Origin of the sequence: Pseudomonas sp. SLFW, assembly GCF_009905615.1 — a bacterium.
Classification (GTDB): domain Bacteria; phylum Pseudomonadota; class Gammaproteobacteria; order Pseudomonadales; family Pseudomonadaceae; genus Aquipseudomonas; species Aquipseudomonas bambusae.
This window is the reverse complement of the sequence record NZ_JAAAKW010000005.1, coordinates 384,396-399,724: the sequence shown is the minus strand read 5'-3', so window position 1 is coordinate 399,724 and position 15,329 is coordinate 384,396. Positions and strand designations below refer to the sequence as shown.

Sequence of the window (15,329 nt, the reverse complement as noted above, 5' to 3'; positions counted from 1 at the left end):
TTGGGCAGACGATACATCCGTGGCGCATGTACCCGTTGATCGAGCGTCAGAACAGGCGATTCGCGGCAGTGTCGAACTCCCAGACGGTCATCTCGTGAGGCGAATCTGAGGTGTATTTGATGGAATAAAGATTCCATCAAACCCCATCCGCGAATACATTTTCCGCACAACAACATTCCTTCAAGGACGCTGTCATGCGCGAATCGTCGCTTCCGGATCTGGGCGTAGGCTTGATCGGTACAGGTTTCATGGGGCGAGCCCACGCTCTGGCCTTTCACAATGCCCGCACCACCTTCGACCTCCCCGTCAATCTCAAACTCGCCGCACTGGCCGACGCCGATGCCACCCGCGCCGAGCAGTGCGCACGGTCCTGGGGCTTCGACCGCAGCCATGCCGACTGGCAGCAGCTGATCAGCGACCCCGCCGTCGATCTCGTGGCGATCACCACGCCCAACCACCTGCATTTCCCCATGGCCATGGCCGCGCTCGAAGCCGGTAAAGCGGTGTATTGCGAGAAGCCGCTGGCGGTGAGTCTGGAGCAGGCCCGCGAGATGCACAGTGCGGCGCAGAAGGCCGGGGTCGTGACCCGCGTCGGCTACAACTACCAGCACAACCCGATCATCGGCTTGGCCCGCGAAATGATTCAGAGCGGCGAACTGGGGCAGATTGTCAGTTTTCAGGGGGAATTCAGCGAAGACTTCATGGGTAACCCGCAACAGCCATGGTCATGGCGCTGCGAACAGGCCCACGCCGGTGGCGCGCTGGCGGACCTCGGCAGCCATTTGCTGGCGATGGCGCGTTACCTGTTGGGCGATGTCGAAGCCGTGAGCGCAGATTCGCAGACCGTCCACGCGCAACGGCCAGCAACACAAGGGAGTCAGGAACAGCGCCCCATTGCCATTGACGACCAGACCTATGCCTTGCTGCGCTTCGCCAATGGCGCACGGGGTACATTTGGCACGAGCTGGCTCAAGCATGGCTACAAGAACCATCTGAGTTTCGAGATCAGCGGCACGTTAGGCACACTGGCGTTCGATCAGGAGCGTCTCAATGAGCTGCGCCTGTACCGGGCAGGCGCACCGGGGCGGGATGGATTTCAGCGAATTCTTGCGGGCCCCACTCAACCCGGCTACGCAGCGTTCTGCCCTGCACCGGGGCATCAGTTGGGGTACAACGAATTGAAGACACTGGAAGTCCTCGCGCTGATTCAAGCGCTGACGGGCAAAGGCAATGAAGGGCCGGATTTTGCCGAGGCGCTGGAGGTGGAGCGCCTGGCCACGGCGATTCGCGTGGCGGCGAAGGAGATGCGTTGGGTGAAGGTTTCGGATATTTGAAACGCCCGATGTAACGAACCAAACGCATACCCGACCTGTGTGAGCGAATGAATTCGCTCCCGGAGGTTCTGCATTTCAGAGCCGATATTCGGGCGGACACAAAGGAATCGGCCTGCAACTCGCTTGGCTTACCGGTAGAATGCCGCGCTTCCGGGCAGCCATTCTGCCCGTCTGCCCAGTAAGCCCTGCCCATGCCGTTCGAACTTTCCGTAGATCCCACCACGCTCGTGGTGCTAGCCCTGGTCGCTTTCATAGCCGGGTTCATCGATGCCATTGCCGGGGGCGGCGGCCTGCTGACCACCCCTGCACTGCTCACCGCTGGCCTGCCGCCGCATCTGGTGTTGGGCACCAACAAGCTCAGCTCGACCTTCGGCTCGGCCACGGCCGGGTTCACCTTCTACCGCCGCAAGCTGTTTCACCCCAGACAGTGGACCCGCGCACTGATCGGCACGGCCGTCGGTGCTTTGGTGGGGGCCGTCATTGCCCACTACCTGCCGGCCGAGCTGCTGAATCAAATGTTGCCGGTGATCGTCTTCGGCTGCGGCCTGTACCTGTTATTCGGCGGTACGCCCAAGGCGCCTCTGGACAGCAATGCGCCGATCAAAACCAAGTGGCAGCTTCCCCAAGGCCTGGGGCTGGGTTTCTACGACGGCGTGGCCGGCCCCGGCACCGGCGCGTTCTGGACGGTGAGCACGTTGCTGATGTACCCGGTGGATTTGGTGAAAGCCAGCGGCGTGGCGCGCAGCATGAACTTCGTCAGCAACGCAGCGGCGCTGAGCATCTTCGCCATCAACGGCTCAGTGGACTGGGCCATCGGGCTGGTGATGGGATCGGCGCTGATGGTAGGAGCGTTTCTGGGGGCAAGAACGGCTATCCAGGGCGGCGCCAAATTCATCCGCCCTGTCTTTATCACCGTTGTGTTAGGACTGACTGTCCGCCTGGCCTGGCAACACTGGTTCCACTAGCCCCAAACGCTTGGCCAGATAGAGATCAATCAGATACCGCGCAATGGAACGACTGGCCGGCAACGGCGGCATGTCGTGGATGCTGAACCATTGCGCGTCTTCGATTTCGTCAACCTGGGGCACGATCTCGCCGCTGTCGTATTCGGCGTGGAAGCCCAGCATCATCGAGTGCGGGAACGGCCAGCATTGGCTGCCCTTGTACTCGATGTTCTTGACCTTGATCTGCACCTCTTCCATGACTTCACGACGCACGCAATCTTCGGCCGACTCACCGGGCTCCGCAAACCCCGCCAAAGTGCTGTAGACCCCCGTCACGAAGCGCGGCGAACGGGCGAGCAGAACTTCGTCGCCCCGGGTGATCAGCACGATCATGCTCGGCGAAATGCGTGGATAGGCGCGCAAATCGCACTGGGTGCAGTGCATCGCACGCTCGCCGGGAATCTGCACGTTCGGGCTGCCGCAGTTTCCGCAAAAGCGATGTTCTTTGGCCCAAGTGCTGATTTGCGCCGCATAGCCCAGCACCTGAAACAGGTCAGCATCGTCGCCCAGCATGAATTGGCGCAGCGTCTGCCAACGCGTGCCTTCCCACTCAACCGGGTGTTCAAGCACGTAAACGTAGACCGGCTCGCCATCAAAATGGCCGATACCGTGCTCGCTGATCAATGGCAGTTCCTGGCGCTTGAGCCATTCTCGGGGAAACATCGCACCGTTGTCGTCGAGCAGAAAACCCTGATCACTGTGGATCACGGCCCACCCGCCGGCTGCCTGAGTATCGAGCACAGCGGTGGTCCAACGCCTGGGGCGCGTCATGAAAACACTCCTCTGGCCAGCGACCTGCGCCACCCGCAGCCCGATTCAGCGTAAAGAATCAGGGCCCAGAGGCGGCAGGTGCCTGCCTGTTGAAAATCACGGTCAATTGTCGAAAACCGGCTTCTGCTTGCCCATGTGGGCGACCATCGCCAGCTTCAAGTCTGCCGATTGCAACATGGCAGCGTTCCAGGTGGCAACGTATTCAAGCCCGTCATCGACACTGTGATCGCGCATATAGCCGATCATGCGCTTGCTGCCGCTGACGGCAATCGGAGATTTGGCGGCGATTTCGCGGGCGATGGTGAACACACCGTCCAATAATTGCGCCTGATCGACGTACGTGCGATTGACCAGGCCGATGCGCAGCGCTTCGTCGGCGTTGACGTTGCGTCCGGTGTAGGCCATTTCCCGCATCATGCCGTCGCCGATCAGACGCGGCAGGCGTTGCAGGGTGCCGACGTCCGCGGCCATGCCCATGTCGATCTCGCGAATGGAGAACAGCGCGTCGTCAGCCGCATAGCGCATGTCACAGGCGCTGATCAGGTCGATGGCGCCACCGATGCAGTAACCCTGAACGGCCGCCAGCACCGGCTTGCTGCAACGGTCCACCACACTGAAGGATTCCTGCATCTGCAGAATCTTGCGCCGCAGCAAGCGCGCGTTGCGACCCACGTCCTTGCCCAACTCGTTGGCGACCGAGGCGAGCATCATCAAATCGATGCCCGACGAGAAATGCTTGCCCGCGCCACTGAGGACCACCACGCGCACGTCATCGGTGTCTTCGACCCACTGGAAAATGTCGATGATTTCGCTCCAGAATGCCGCATTCATGGCGTTGATCTTTTCCGGGCGATTGATTTGCACGTGGGCGATATGGTCGGTCAACTCGACCTTGAAAGCGCTGTAGTCGGACACGGCGATGATCCTTGAATGGCCTGCGATGGGTGAAAGCTCCAGACGCCGGACTATATCAAGACGATCAGGACGCAACAGGCTTCGGTTGCGCCATTTGCCGGACTCGAAAGCGGGCGGCGTGGGTTCCCCGGCGTTGCGCAACATCATCCTGCCATCCAGAAAAAGTGAACCGCCAAGTACAGCCATGGTCCAGAGACATGGCAGCCAAGCACCGCAATCACGCAGTGTTTGCCGTTGCCACGGGTCATCGATCACTGATCAACCCCCACTCTTTTTTAGGTCGCAAGAGGGCGATTCTTGACTACATCAAAAGCGGCAACCGGCATCGTGGGCCTGGACGACATCCTTTCGGGTGGTCTTTCGCGCAGCCATGTCTTTCTTCTCGAAGGAGAACCCGGAACCGGCAAGACCACCGTGGCGCTGCAATTTCTGTTGGCAGGCGCAACGGCGGGTGAACGCTGTCTTTACATCACGCTGTCCGAGACCGAGCGTGAATTGCGCGAAGGCGCCCGCTCCCACGCCTGGGAACTTGATGAACACATTGAGGTGTTCGAGCTCACACCTCCGGAAGACCTGCTCAACGCCGAGCATCAGCAGAGCCTGCTGTACTCGTCAGACCTTGAGCTGGGCGAAGCCACCAAGCAGATTTTCGAAGTGGTCGAGCGCGTCCGGCCGTCGCGGGTGGTCATCGACAGCCTGTCTGAAATCCGTCTGCTGGCGCAAAGCTCGTTGCGTTACCGTCGGCAGATTCTGGCGATCAAGCACTACTTCGCCCGCTACGACGCGACGGTGATCCTGCTCGACGACTTGACCACCGAATCCCTGGACAAGACCGTGCACAGCGTGGCCCACGGTGTCATTCGCCTGGAAGAACTGACCCCGTCCTACGGCGCCGAGCGCCGCCGCCTGCGGGTGGTCAAGTATCGCGGGCAGAAGTACCGCGGTGGCTATCACGACTTCAACATCATGGCCGACGGCATCCACGTCTTCCCGCGCCTGGTCGCGGCCGAACACCGCAACAGCTACTTGAGTTCGCAGCTGAGCAGCGACATTCCCGAACTGGACGCCTTGCTGGGCGGCGGCATCGACAGTGGCTCCAGCACGTTGATTCTTGGGCCGGCCGGGACCGGCAAATCGCTGATCGCGCTGGTGTTCGCAGCAGCCGCCGTGGCCCGTGGTGAAAAGGTCGGGCTGTTCATTTTCGATGAAGAAATGGGCCTGCTGTTCGAACGCATGAGAAAGATGGGCATCGATCTGAAGGCCTTGCAAGCGACCGGGAACCTGCTGATCGAGCAGGTGGACGCCGCCGAACTCTCCCCGGGCGAGTTCTCCCACCGGGTGCGCCGCAGCGTGGACGAGAAAGGCATCCGCACGGTGGTAATCGACAGCCTCAACGGCTATCAGGCCGCGATGCCGGAAGAAAATGCGCTGGTGCTGCACATGCACGAGTTGCTGCTCTACCTCAATCGTCAAGGCGCCTCGACGTTCATGACGGTGGCCCAACACGGTCTGGTGGGTGACATGCGTGCGCCGGTAGACATTACCTACCTCGCCGACACCGTGATTTTGTTGCGTTATTTCGAAGCGCTTGGCAAAGTCCGTCGCGCCATTTCGATCATCAAGAAACGCACCGGCACCCATGAGTCGACCATTCGCGAATACCGCATCAGTGGCTCTGGCATGACCATCGGCGCACCGCTGGAAGCCTTTCAAGGCGTGCTGCGCGGCGTGCCCCATTACTATGGCGAGAGCAATCCGCTGTTACGGGACGAGGACGTGTGAGTACACCGGGACAGCTGTCGGAACGCGCCATCATCCTGGCCCCTCGGGGCCGGGACAGTCAGATCGCCTTGAGAATCCTGCAAGAAGCAGGGTTCCCGGCGCTCATCACCCATGACCTGGCCGGTCTGTGCAAGGAAATGATTTCCGGCGCGGGCCTGGCCATCGTCGCCGATGAGGCGCTGCGCGGGGTCGACCTGAACCCCTTGCTGAGCCTGTTGAGCAATCAGGCGCCGTGGTCGGACCTGCCCATCGTGCTGCTCACCCACCACGGCGGGCCGGAACAAAACCCCTCTTCGCGCCTCGGCAAGCTGCTCGGCAACGTCACGTTTCTGGAGCGTCCGTTTCACCCGGCGACGCTGGTCAGTCTGGTGACCACCGCTGTGCGCGGACGCCGTCGCCAGTACGACGCCCGCAGCCGCATGGAAGACTTGCTCGAAAGCGAGCAACGCTTGCAACACGCGCTCAAGGCCGGACGCCTGGGCTCGTGGCAACTGGAAGCCGAGTTTCTCGAACTGGATTGTTCGGACATCAGCAAAAGTCACTTTGGGCGCGACGAACACGCGCCCTTCTCGTATCACGAGTGGCTGGAGTCGGTGTACGCCGCCGACCAGCCGCGCATGCAGTCAGCATTGCAGCGCAGCCTGGACACCGGCGACGACTTCATTATCGAATACCGTAACGTCTGGCCCGACGACTCGCTTCACTGGGTCGATGTGCGGGCCCGCGCCCTTCGCGCACGCAACGGCCGGGTCAGCCTGCTGGCAGGCGTGACGTCGGACATTACCGAGCGCAAGCTCGCCGAGACCCAGCTGCGCCAGCTCAATGAAACCCTCGAACAGCAAGTCGAAGAACGCACCTCCCAGCTGCGCCACAACGAGGAGGTGTTGCGCCAATCGCAGAAGATGGAGGCCGTTGGCCAGCTCACCGGCGGCATTGCCCACGACTTCAACAACATGCTCACCGGCATCATCGGCAGCCTTGAATTGTTGCGGCGCCGCATCGCCAAGGGCCGGATCGACGACCTCGACGGACTGATCGACCTGGGCGTGACCTCGGCCAACCGCGCCGCCGCCCTGACCCATCGTCTTCTGGCATTCTCCCGTCGCCAGTCACTGGATTCGAAGCCGGTGGAGATGAACGAGCTGGTCCACTCCATGGGCGAGTTGCTGCACCGCAGCGTCAACGAAAGCGTGCGTCTGGACATGTGCCTTGACCCGGCCCTCTGGACCGCCGAGGCCGACCCCAACCAGCTCGAAAGCGCGCTGCTCAATCTGGTGCTCAACGCCCGGGATGCCATGCCCAACGGCGGCGTGCTGATGATCGAGACCTTCAACCGCAAGCTCGACCGCACCTTCACCAACGCCTACGAAAACCTGCTGCCCGGTGATTACGTGGTCCTCAGCGTGACCGACACCGGCTGTGGCATGCCCGAAAACGTGATCAACCGGGCGTTCGACCCGTTCTTCACCACCAAGCCGATCGGTCAGGGCACCGGGCTGGGCCTGTCGATGATCTACGGATTCACCAAGCAGTCTCGCGGTCATGTGTCCATCGAAAGCCAGGTGGGCCACGGCACTACCGTGCAACTGTTTCTGCCACGCTTTCATGGCGACAAAGACGCGGAAGACCTGAACGACGATCAGAAGGCCGTGGAAGCCCGCGAAGGCGAGACCATTCTCATCGTGGAAGACGACCCCGCCGTGCGCGCGCTGGTCAGCCAGGTGCTGAGTGAATTGGGCTACGGGTATCTGGAAGCCGCGGATGCGGTGGGCGCCGTGCCGATTCTCGAATCTGGCCAGCGCATCGACCTGATGATCAGCGACGTCGGCCTGCCTGGCATGAATGGCCGTCAATTGGCGGACATTGGACGGCAGTTGCGGCCTGAGCTCAGGGTGCTGTTCATCACCGGTTATGCGGAAAACGCCGGCACGCGAGCCGGGTTTCTGGAAGACGGGATGCAGATGATCACCAAGCCGTTTGCGTTTGATCAGTTGACGGCGAAGGTGCGGGAGATGATCGAGGGGTGATCGGTCACGCCTGTAGCAGCACCGCTTGCGAGCAGTGGCGACAATGGACTCGCCAGCGCCAGCAAGCCGGAATGCTACGAAAGGCGCGCCCCGCTCAATTCAACAAACTCTGAATCTTCGAGTGCAGCGTTTCCATGGTGAACGGCTTCGCCAGGATCGGCACCTTGCCGACGATGGGGCTGCCGGTCTCGATGATTTCCGCCGGGTAGCCGCTGATGAAAATGACTTTCAGCTCCGGTCGCAGCTTGACCGCAGGCTCGGCGATCATCACCCCGGACACACCGCCTGGCAGGCGGTAGTCGGTGATCATCAGGTCCAGGTGCGGCTTGGTGGCGAGGATTTCGAAGGCCTGTTCGCCGTTTTCCGCCTGCAACACCCGATAACCCTCCCCTGACAGATAGTCGGACAGCAGCATCAGGATCAGCGGCTCGTCTTCGACGATCAGTACGACATTTTCAGCATCAGAGCTCATTGGAACGCCTTCAATCTTATAAATAGCTGCCATTACGACCATGGCCCGCTCTGGAGGTTGCGCAGAAAAATCAGATATTTACCCGGACGGTCGTCGCGCTTTCAACGCAAGCGTCAACATCCCTCAACACATCGCTCTGGCCCGCGGCTGGCGGGCCGAACGGGCGTTTACAACGGCAGGCTGACGCGGAAGGTCGAGCCGCAGCCCTCTTCGCTTTCCACCGTGATCGTACCGTTGTGGGCCGCGACGATCTGATCGGAAATGAACAGGCCCAACCCCAGCCCATTGACCGCGTGGCTGGCCGAGACGCGCTCGAACTGCTGAAAGATGCGCTTCTGGTTTTCAACGCTGATGCCGATGCCCTGATCCTTGACCTCAACCCGCGCCTCGCCGCCCTCGCTGTACACCCGAACTTCGATGGGCTTGTGCGCGCCGTAACGCAGGGCGTTGGTGAGCAGATTGGCCATCACCTGCTCGATGCGGAATTCGTCCCAGATGCCGATCACCGGTGTGGCGGCGTGCAGCGTAACCACGCTTTCCGCCGCCGCGATCTGCGCCGAGTAGCTTTCCACCAGATTGACCACCAGCTCGGACAGGTCGAACGCGCTGGTGCGGATCGACAGTTTGCCGGTGCGAATGCGCGACACGTCGAGCATGTCTTCGATCAAGCGGATGAGGCTCTGAATCTGCCGCTCGTCACGCTCGACCATGGCTTTGAGCTTGTCCATGGTGAACGCCGACGCGTTGTCCTTGGCCAAGTGCAACTTGCGCAGCTGGGTTTCCAGGATCAGCCCGTTGAGCGGCGTGCGCACTTCGTGGGACACGATCGACATGAAGTCGTCGCGCATGCGAATCGCGTGTTCCAGCTCATTCTGGGTGGACTTCAGTTCGCGCAGCAGCGCTTCCTGCTCCTGTCGGCTGCGCTCCAGCTCCTCGACCTGCTGTTTCATCGCCTTGCGCTGGCGATACAGGTCGACGAAGACGTTGACCTTGCTCTTCACCGCGTGGATATCCAGCGGCTTGTGCAGGAAGTCCACCGCGCCGCTCTCGTACCCCTTGAACGCGTAGTTCAGTTCACGGCCGGCGGCGCTGACGAACACGATGGGAATGCTTTTGGTCTTTTCGGTGCCGCGCATCATCTCGGCCAGCTCGAACCCGTTCATGCCCGGCATCTGCACGTCGAGGATCGCCATGGCGAATTCATGCTCCAACAACAGCGACAACGCTTCGTCGGCGGACAGCGCCTTGAACACCTGGCGGTCTTCGCGCTTGATCAATGCTTCGAGCGCCAGGAGGTTTTCCGGCAGATCGTCGACGATCAGCAACTTGGCTTTTATTTCACTCAGCATGCAATTCGTTCCAGCTCGACAAGCAACAGGCCAATGTCGGGCAAAGGCAGGAGAAAGTCCGGTGTGTGCAGGGCCAGCGCAGCGTCGGGCATCGTTCGCGCCAACGCGTCGGCAGGGTCCTGGACCACGGTAAGACCACCGTATTCCTTGATTCGTGCCATTCCCTTGGCACCATCGTTGTTGGCACCGGTCAACAACACCCCGGCAAGCCGCGCATCATAAGCGTCCGCAGCGGATTCGAAGAGAATGTCGATGCTGGGGCGTGAGTGATACACCCGTTCTTCCTGGCTGAACGAAAACGTCTTGTCCGCTTCCACCGACAGGTGATAACCGGGCCCGGCGAAGTAAAGCGTGCCGGGCGCGATGCTTTCCTTGTCATCGGCTTCCTTGACCGGAATCGCCAATTGCGCCGCGAACACTTCGGCCAACAGGCTGCGGCGCTCATCGGGCAAATGCAGCACCGCAACGATGGGCAGCTTGAAGCCCTTACGCAGCGGCCTGAATATCTTCAACAGCGCCTCGACCCCACCCGCGGAAGCGCCGATGACAATGGCATCGACCCTGGGTAACGCTGGCCAGTCCGACTGGGCGCCCAAAAACGTCGTTCTCATGATTTTCGATAAATCCGCTCTTGTTTGACCAAGGGTTCGAATTGATCCTTGAAACCGGAAAACTCCAGGGTTTCCTTGCTGCCCAGCACCAGAAAGCCGCGATGACACAGGGATTCGTGAAACAGGCCGAACGCTCGGTCTTGCAGCTTCTTGTTGAAGTAGATCAGCACATTGCGGCAGGAGATCAGGTGCGTCTCGGAAAACACGCTGTCAGTGGCCAGGCTGTGGTCGGCGAAGGTCACGTTCTCCCGCAGGGTCTTGTCGAAAATCGCGTAATCGTAGGCGGCCGTGTAGTACTCGGAAAACAGCCGCTTGCCGCCCGCTTTCAGGTAATTCTCGTTGTAGCCGCGAACGTTCTCCATGGAGAAAATCCCCTGCTTGGCCTTTTCCAGCGAGCGAGGGTTGATGTCGGTGGCGTAGATGATCGTGCGGTCCAGCAAGCCTTCTTCGCGCAGCAGGATCGCCATCGAATACACCTCTTCCCCCGTGCTGCACCCGGCAATCCAGATTTTCAGCGAGGGATAGGTCTTGAGCAGCGGCACGACTTCCTGACGGATTGCCAGAAAGTGCGACGGGTCACGAAACATCTCGCTGACCGGGATCGTCAGGAATTGCAGCAGCTGCATGAACGCCGACGGGTCATGCAGCACGCGCTCCTGCAACGCGGAAATGGTGTTCAACTCAAAATGACGCAACGCATGAGCGACGCGTCGTTTGACCGACGCGCCCGAGTAATCGCGAAAATCATAGCTGTACTTCAGGTAAATCGCCTCGATGAGCAAACGCAGCTCGATCTCGGTGTTTCGCTCATGGGCCATCGGTCAAACCTGGTCTTTCTACGGGCGTGGTCAATTGATCCGATCCATTCAGATACGTTCCATTTTCGGCAGCCACACGCGAATCAACGAGAACAGGCGATCAAGGTCGATCGGTTTGGCCAGGTAGTCGTTGGAGCCCGCTTGCAGGCAGCGCTCCTGATCGTCCTTCATAGCCTTGGCGGTCACGGCGATGATGGGCAGCTTGCGCCAGCGCGGATCCTTGCGAATCTGCGTAGTGGCCTCGAAGCCATCCATCTCGGGCATCATCACGTCCATCAACACCAGGTCGATGTCATCCACCGTGTTGAGCTTTTCGATCGCCTCGAAGCCATTGCGGCCCACTTCGACGATGGCGCCCTTGTGTTCCAGGGCACTGGTCAGGGCGAAGATGTTGCGCACGTCGTCGTCTACCACCAGGATCTTGCGGCCTTCGAACACCCGGTCGCGGCTGCGCGCGGTCTTGAGCATCTTCTGCCGTTCGTTCGACAGCTGCGACTCGACCTTGTGCAGGAACAGCGTGACTTCGTCCAGCAGGCGCTCAGGGGAGCGCGCACCCTTGATGATGATGGTGCGCGAGTACTTGAGCAGCTCGGCTTCTTCGTCCCGGGTCAGGTTGCGCCCGGTGTAGACGATGACCGGCGGGAACGCACAGATTTCATCGGTGGACATGCGCTTGAGCAGGTCGTTGCCCAGCATGTCCGGCAGTTTCAGGTCGATGATCATGCAGTCGTAGGCGTTATCGCGCAGCAGTTCCAGCGCGTCCTGGGCAAAGCCGACGGCGGTGATTTCGATGTCGTCGTCGCCGATCAGACGGGCAATGCTGTCGCGTTGTAGGGCGTCGTCTTCCACCAGCAGCACACGCTTCACTTTCTGGGTGAGCTTGGCTTCCAGGCGGGCGAACACATCTTTCAACTCTTCGCGGGTGGTCGGCTTGACGGCGTAACCGATGGCGCCCATTTGCAACGCCGCTTCCTGTCGGTCTTCGACGGAAATCACGTGGACCGGAATGTGGCGGGTCGTCGGCATCTCTTTCAGGCGCTGCAGCACGGTCAGACCCGAATGGTCTGGCAGGCGCATGTCCAGCAGGATGGCGTCCGGCAGATAACTCGACGCCAGGTCGAAACCTTCGTCGGCAGCGTGAGCGACCAGGCAGTGGTAGCCCAGTTCATGGGCCAGGTCGTAGAGGATATGGGCGAAGCGCACTTCGTCCTCGATGACCAGAATGCAGCGTTTGCTGAACGGCGCTTTGTCGCGGTCGTCGGCGAAGCGTGGCACGGCCTCGGCAGGCGGTGCGGACTTGGCGGCAATCGTGGGCGCGGGCACGGAAGCCGGTGCGGCGTGGGCAGCGGCTGGCGGCTCTTCGACGAATTGCGCGTGCTCGACGTATTCCTCCGGCAGCACCAGGGTGAAAATACTGCCTTGCCCCGGCTCACTGGTGACCGAAATCGAACCGCCCAACAGGCGCGCCAGATCCCGGGAAATCGACAGCCCCAGGCCGGTGCCGCCGTAGCGCCGGTTGGTGGTGCCGTCCGCCTGACGGAAGGCCTCGAAGATGCTTTCCTGCTGATCCGGGGCGATGCCGATGCCGGAATCGCGCACCGTGAAGGCAATGCCTTCGCCTGGCTGACGGGACACGGTCAGGCTGACCGATCCGGTTTCAGTGAACTTGATGGCGTTGGACAGCAGGTTCTTGAGGATCTGCTCCAGACGCTGGCGGTCGGTGTACAGCGACACCGGCGCCCCCGGCTGAACCTCAACAGTGAATTGCAGCTGTTTGTCGGCAGCAATTGGCTGGAAGGTCATGCGCAGGCTGTCCACCAGGCGGCTGACGCTGCTGTTTTCCGGGCGCATGTCGAGCTTGCCGGCTTCGACCTTGGAGATGTCGAGGATGTCGTTGATCAGGTTCAGCAGATCGTTGCCCGCCGAGTAGATCGACTCGGCGAAGGTCACTTGCTCGTCGGTCAGGTTGTCTTGGGGGTTCTCGGCCAGCAGCTTCGCCAGAATCAACGAACTGTTCAGCGGCGTGCGCAGTTCGTGGGACATGTTGGCGAGGAATTCGGATTTGTACTTGCTCGAACGCTGCAATTCATCGGCGCGGGCTTCCAGCTCGACCTGCGCGATATTCAGCTCCTCGTTGTTACGGTCCAGCGCGTCACGTTGCTCGGCAAGAGCCTTGCCCTGCTCAGCCAGTTGCTCGTTGGTCTGCTCCAGTTCGGCTTGCTGGGTTTCAAGGTGCGCCTGGGACTCCTTCAGAATCCGCGACTGCTCTTCCAGCTCTTCGTTGGCGGTGCGCAGCTCTTCTTGCTGCACTTGCAGTTCTTCGTTCAGCTGTTGGGTCTCGGCCAGCACTTCCTGCAGACGCTGGCGATAACGCGCGGCCTCGATGGACGTGCCGACGTTGTCGGCCACCAGTTCGAGGAACTCGACGTCGCGCTCGGTCAGCTCACGCAAGAAGCCCAGTTCGATCACGCCGTTGACCTGATCATCGTTGCTGGTTGGCACAACGATCACGCTGCGTGGCGAGCCTTCGCCCAGACCCGACGAGACCTTGAAATAGTCCATCGGCACGTCGTTGAGGGTGATGATCTCATCCTGTTCGGCGGACTTGCCGACAACGCCTTCGCCGCTGTAAATCGATTGTTCCTGCAATTCTTGCTGGCGAGAGAAGCCATGAGACGCCACGCGGACCAGTCCACCGTGCTCCTGACGCACGTAAACCGCCGCCACCACCGCGCCCAGGTATTGAGCGAAGAATTGCAACACGTTGCGCCCCAACAGGTTAAGGGTCAGTTGGCCAATCACCTGCTCGGCCAGCTCGCTCTGACCGTTGCGCAGCCAGGCCACGTGGGCCAGGCGCTCGGCGTCCTCCTGTTGGGCCTTGAGGTTGGCGGCGTACGTGGAGGACAGCGCCGTCATGTCGCGACGACCGACCCACGCCAGAACACCGCTGACGATCAGAATGAACGCGATGTACAGCGAGACCGACAGGATGGTCGTGTGGGTCACGTCGGTGTTACGAGTCAGGCGAAGTTGGTGCTCGATGTTTGCCGCTTGATCGTATTGATCACGAATCTCATCGGTCAGCCGCTTGCCGCGCCGGTTCTGGATCGGCGTCGCGTAATCGCCACCGTTGCGCCGCAGGGTGATCATCTCTTGGGCGAACTGGTTCCAGGACTCCTGCATGGCTGCGAGCCGTTTGAACCGGTCGACCTGATCAGGGTTGTCAGCGACCAGTTCTTCCAGGCCATTCAGCTCGGAGATGATGCTGGGCTTGGCGACCTCGTAGGGGTCGAGGAAGCGCTCATCACCGGTCAGGAGGAAGCCGCGCATGCCGGTTTCCATGTCTACCGACAGCTTCAACGAACGGTTGATGTTGTTGATCACTCGGTCCGTGTGCTCGACCCACTGGATGACCGAAAGCAGATAAGTGATCAGAATGACGAAGAAAGCGGCGCTAAGGACCCCGACGGCCAGGGGTAAACTGACGTTGCGGCTTAAAAGTTTGCGGAAACGTTGCTCATCGACTGCAGAGGTTTGGATCATCGCAAGGGCCCAGGGCGGATTCGGCTAAACCACGGAGTTTGCCGCAATGTTCAGAAAAAGACTCCAGTTTCTGACATACACGGCTGAATTTTCTGACTTTAGTCAGAAGGCAAAAGTCGGCGTACTATACGTTCGAGTGATTCCCTCGCGCTATCACACTCAACTGAATTGTGTTTTTGGCGCCTGGAACTTGTCACAATCACTGGCTTTATTTTTTAGCAGACCGGGTGAAAGTCGCCCGGTCCGTCTCTCGCCATTTGAAGGAAATTTTCATGTCCGACCCAACCAGCACGATTCTGGTGGTTGAAGATGATGACATCGTCCGGATGTTGATCGTCGACGTTCTCGAAGAGCTTGAGTACATCGTGCTCGAAGCGGCCGATGGCAGCGAAGCGTTGGCCTTTCTGAAGGACAGCGGCAACGTCATTGATTTGATGATGACGGACAAGGGCCTGCCGGACATGGATGGCACCGAACTGGCAAAGCAGGCGGCCGTGCTGCGCCCGACGCTGCCGGTGCTGTTCGCCAGTGGCTATGCCGAAAACATCGACGTGCCGCCTGGGATGCACCTGATCGGCAAGCCGTTCTCCATCGATCAACTGCGCGACAAGGTCAACGGCATCCTTGGCAAGTGACCTTCCCTCCCCGGCCACGCGCGCCCTACATGTCCTGATCATCGGTTACGTGTGGCCGGAGCCACGCT

12 protein-coding genes are annotated in these 15,329 nt (G+C 60.5%); 5 read left to right on the top strand and 7 right to left on the bottom strand.

The window, feature by feature from the left end; translation table 11 throughout:
* Positions 1–194: 194 nt before the first annotated feature.
* On the top strand, positions 195–1,334 hold the full coding sequence (locus GVN17_RS12310) for a Gfo/Idh/MocA family protein (protein WP_166595526.1): 1,140 nt from the start codon (positions 195–197) through the stop codon (positions 1,332–1,334).
* Positions 1,335–1,525: 191 nt separating this feature from the next.
* Positions 1,526–2,299 (top strand): TSUP family transporter, encoded by a 774-nt coding sequence (locus GVN17_RS12305; protein WP_166595525.1) that lies wholly within the window; start codon positions 1,526–1,528, stop codon positions 2,297–2,299.
* On the opposite strand, the gene nudC is transcribed toward GVN17_RS12305, so the two are convergent.
* The gene (gene nudC, locus GVN17_RS12300) at positions 2,255–3,109 is read right to left on the bottom strand and encodes an NAD(+) diphosphatase (protein WP_166595524.1); all 855 of its coding nucleotides are present in this window, start codon (positions 3,107–3,109) and stop codon (positions 2,255–2,257) included. The genes GVN17_RS12305 and nudC overlap by 45 nt on opposite strands.
* 102 nt (positions 3,110–3,211) lie before the next feature.
* Complete coding sequence (locus tag GVN17_RS12295) at positions 3,212–4,024, bottom strand: crotonase/enoyl-CoA hydratase family protein (RefSeq protein ID WP_166595567.1); 813 nt, start codon at positions 4,022–4,024, stop codon at positions 3,212–3,214.
* A gap of 297 nt (positions 4,025–4,321) precedes the next feature.
* On the opposite strand from GVN17_RS12295, the gene GVN17_RS12290 reads away from it, so the two are divergent.
* Both GVN17_RS12290 and GVN17_RS12285 read left to right on the top strand, forming a co-directional pair.
* Positions 4,322–5,806, top strand: coding sequence for an ATPase domain-containing protein (locus tag GVN17_RS12290; protein WP_166595523.1), 1,485 nt, complete (start codon positions 4,322–4,324; stop codon positions 5,804–5,806).
* Positions 5,803–7,833, top strand: coding sequence for a PAS domain-containing hybrid sensor histidine kinase/response regulator (locus tag GVN17_RS12285; protein ID WP_166595522.1), 2,031 nt, complete (start codon positions 5,803–5,805; stop codon positions 7,831–7,833). Before GVN17_RS12290 ends, GVN17_RS12285 begins: the two co-directional genes overlap by 4 nt.
* A gap of 94 nt (positions 7,834–7,927) precedes the next feature.
* Here GVN17_RS12285 and GVN17_RS12280 read toward each other — a convergent pair whose 3' ends face one another.
* The 5 genes from GVN17_RS12280 to GVN17_RS12260 form a co-directional block, all read right to left on the bottom strand.
* Positions 7,928–8,305: a response regulator gene (locus GVN17_RS12280; protein WP_166595521.1), complete on the bottom strand. Its 378-nt coding sequence runs from the start codon at positions 8,303–8,305 to the stop codon at positions 7,928–7,930.
* 167 nt (positions 8,306–8,472) lie between these two features.
* On the bottom strand, positions 8,473–9,654 hold the full coding sequence (locus GVN17_RS12275; protein ID WP_166595520.1) for a hybrid sensor histidine kinase/response regulator: 1,182 nt from the start codon (positions 9,652–9,654) through the stop codon (positions 8,473–8,475).
* Entirely contained in the window at positions 9,648–10,265 is a 618-nt protein-coding gene (locus GVN17_RS12270) for a chemotaxis protein CheB (protein WP_166595519.1), read from the bottom strand. Before GVN17_RS12270 ends, GVN17_RS12275 begins: the two co-directional genes overlap by 7 nt.
* The gene (locus GVN17_RS12265) at positions 10,262–11,083 is read right to left on the bottom strand and encodes a protein-glutamate O-methyltransferase CheR (protein ID WP_166595518.1); all 822 of its coding nucleotides are present in this window, start codon (positions 11,081–11,083) and stop codon (positions 10,262–10,264) included. Before GVN17_RS12265 ends, GVN17_RS12270 begins: the two co-directional genes overlap by 4 nt.
* 48 nt (positions 11,084–11,131) lie before the next feature.
* On the bottom strand, positions 11,132–14,626 hold the full coding sequence (locus GVN17_RS12260) for a response regulator (RefSeq protein WP_166595517.1): 3,495 nt from the start codon (positions 14,624–14,626) through the stop codon (positions 11,132–11,134).
* Positions 14,627–14,898: 272 nt separating this feature from the next.
* Between GVN17_RS12260 and GVN17_RS12255 the strand changes: the two genes are divergently transcribed.
* Entirely contained in the window at positions 14,899–15,261 is a 363-nt protein-coding gene (locus GVN17_RS12255; RefSeq protein ID WP_166595516.1) for a response regulator, read from the top strand.
* Positions 15,262–15,329: the final 68 nt, after the last annotated feature.

Excerpts from the sequence above, each read along its gene's own strand:
- GVN17_RS12310 (WP_166595526.1), top strand. The coding sequence starts at position 195 with ATGCGCGAATCGTCGCTTCCGGATCTGGGCGTAGGCTTGATCGGTACA.
- GVN17_RS12305 (WP_166595525.1), top strand. The coding sequence starts at position 1,526 with ATGCCGTTCGAACTTTCCGTAGATCCCACCACGCTCGTGGTGCTAGCC.
- GVN17_RS12260 (WP_166595517.1), bottom strand. The coding sequence starts at position 14,626 with ATGATCCAAACCTCTGCAGTCGATGAGCAACGTTTCCGCAAACTTTTA.
- GVN17_RS12270 (WP_166595519.1), bottom strand. The coding sequence starts at position 10,265 with ATGAGAACGACGTTTTTGGGCGCCCAGTCGGACTGGCCAGCGTTACCC.
- nudC (WP_166595524.1), bottom strand. The coding sequence starts at position 3,109 with ATGACGCGCCCCAGGCGTTGGACCACCGCTGTGCTCGATACTCAGGCA.
- GVN17_RS12275 (WP_166595520.1), bottom strand. The coding sequence starts at position 9,654 with ATGCTGAGTGAAATAAAAGCCAAGTTGCTGATCGTCGACGATCTGCCG.
- GVN17_RS12255 (WP_166595516.1), top strand. The coding sequence starts at position 14,899 with ATGTCCGACCCAACCAGCACGATTCTGGTGGTTGAAGATGATGACATC.
- GVN17_RS12280 (WP_166595521.1), bottom strand. The coding sequence starts at position 8,305 with ATGAGCTCTGATGCTGAAAATGTCGTACTGATCGTCGAAGACGAGCCG.
- GVN17_RS12265 (WP_166595518.1), bottom strand. The coding sequence starts at position 11,083 with ATGGCCCATGAGCGAAACACCGAGATCGAGCTGCGTTTGCTCATCGAG.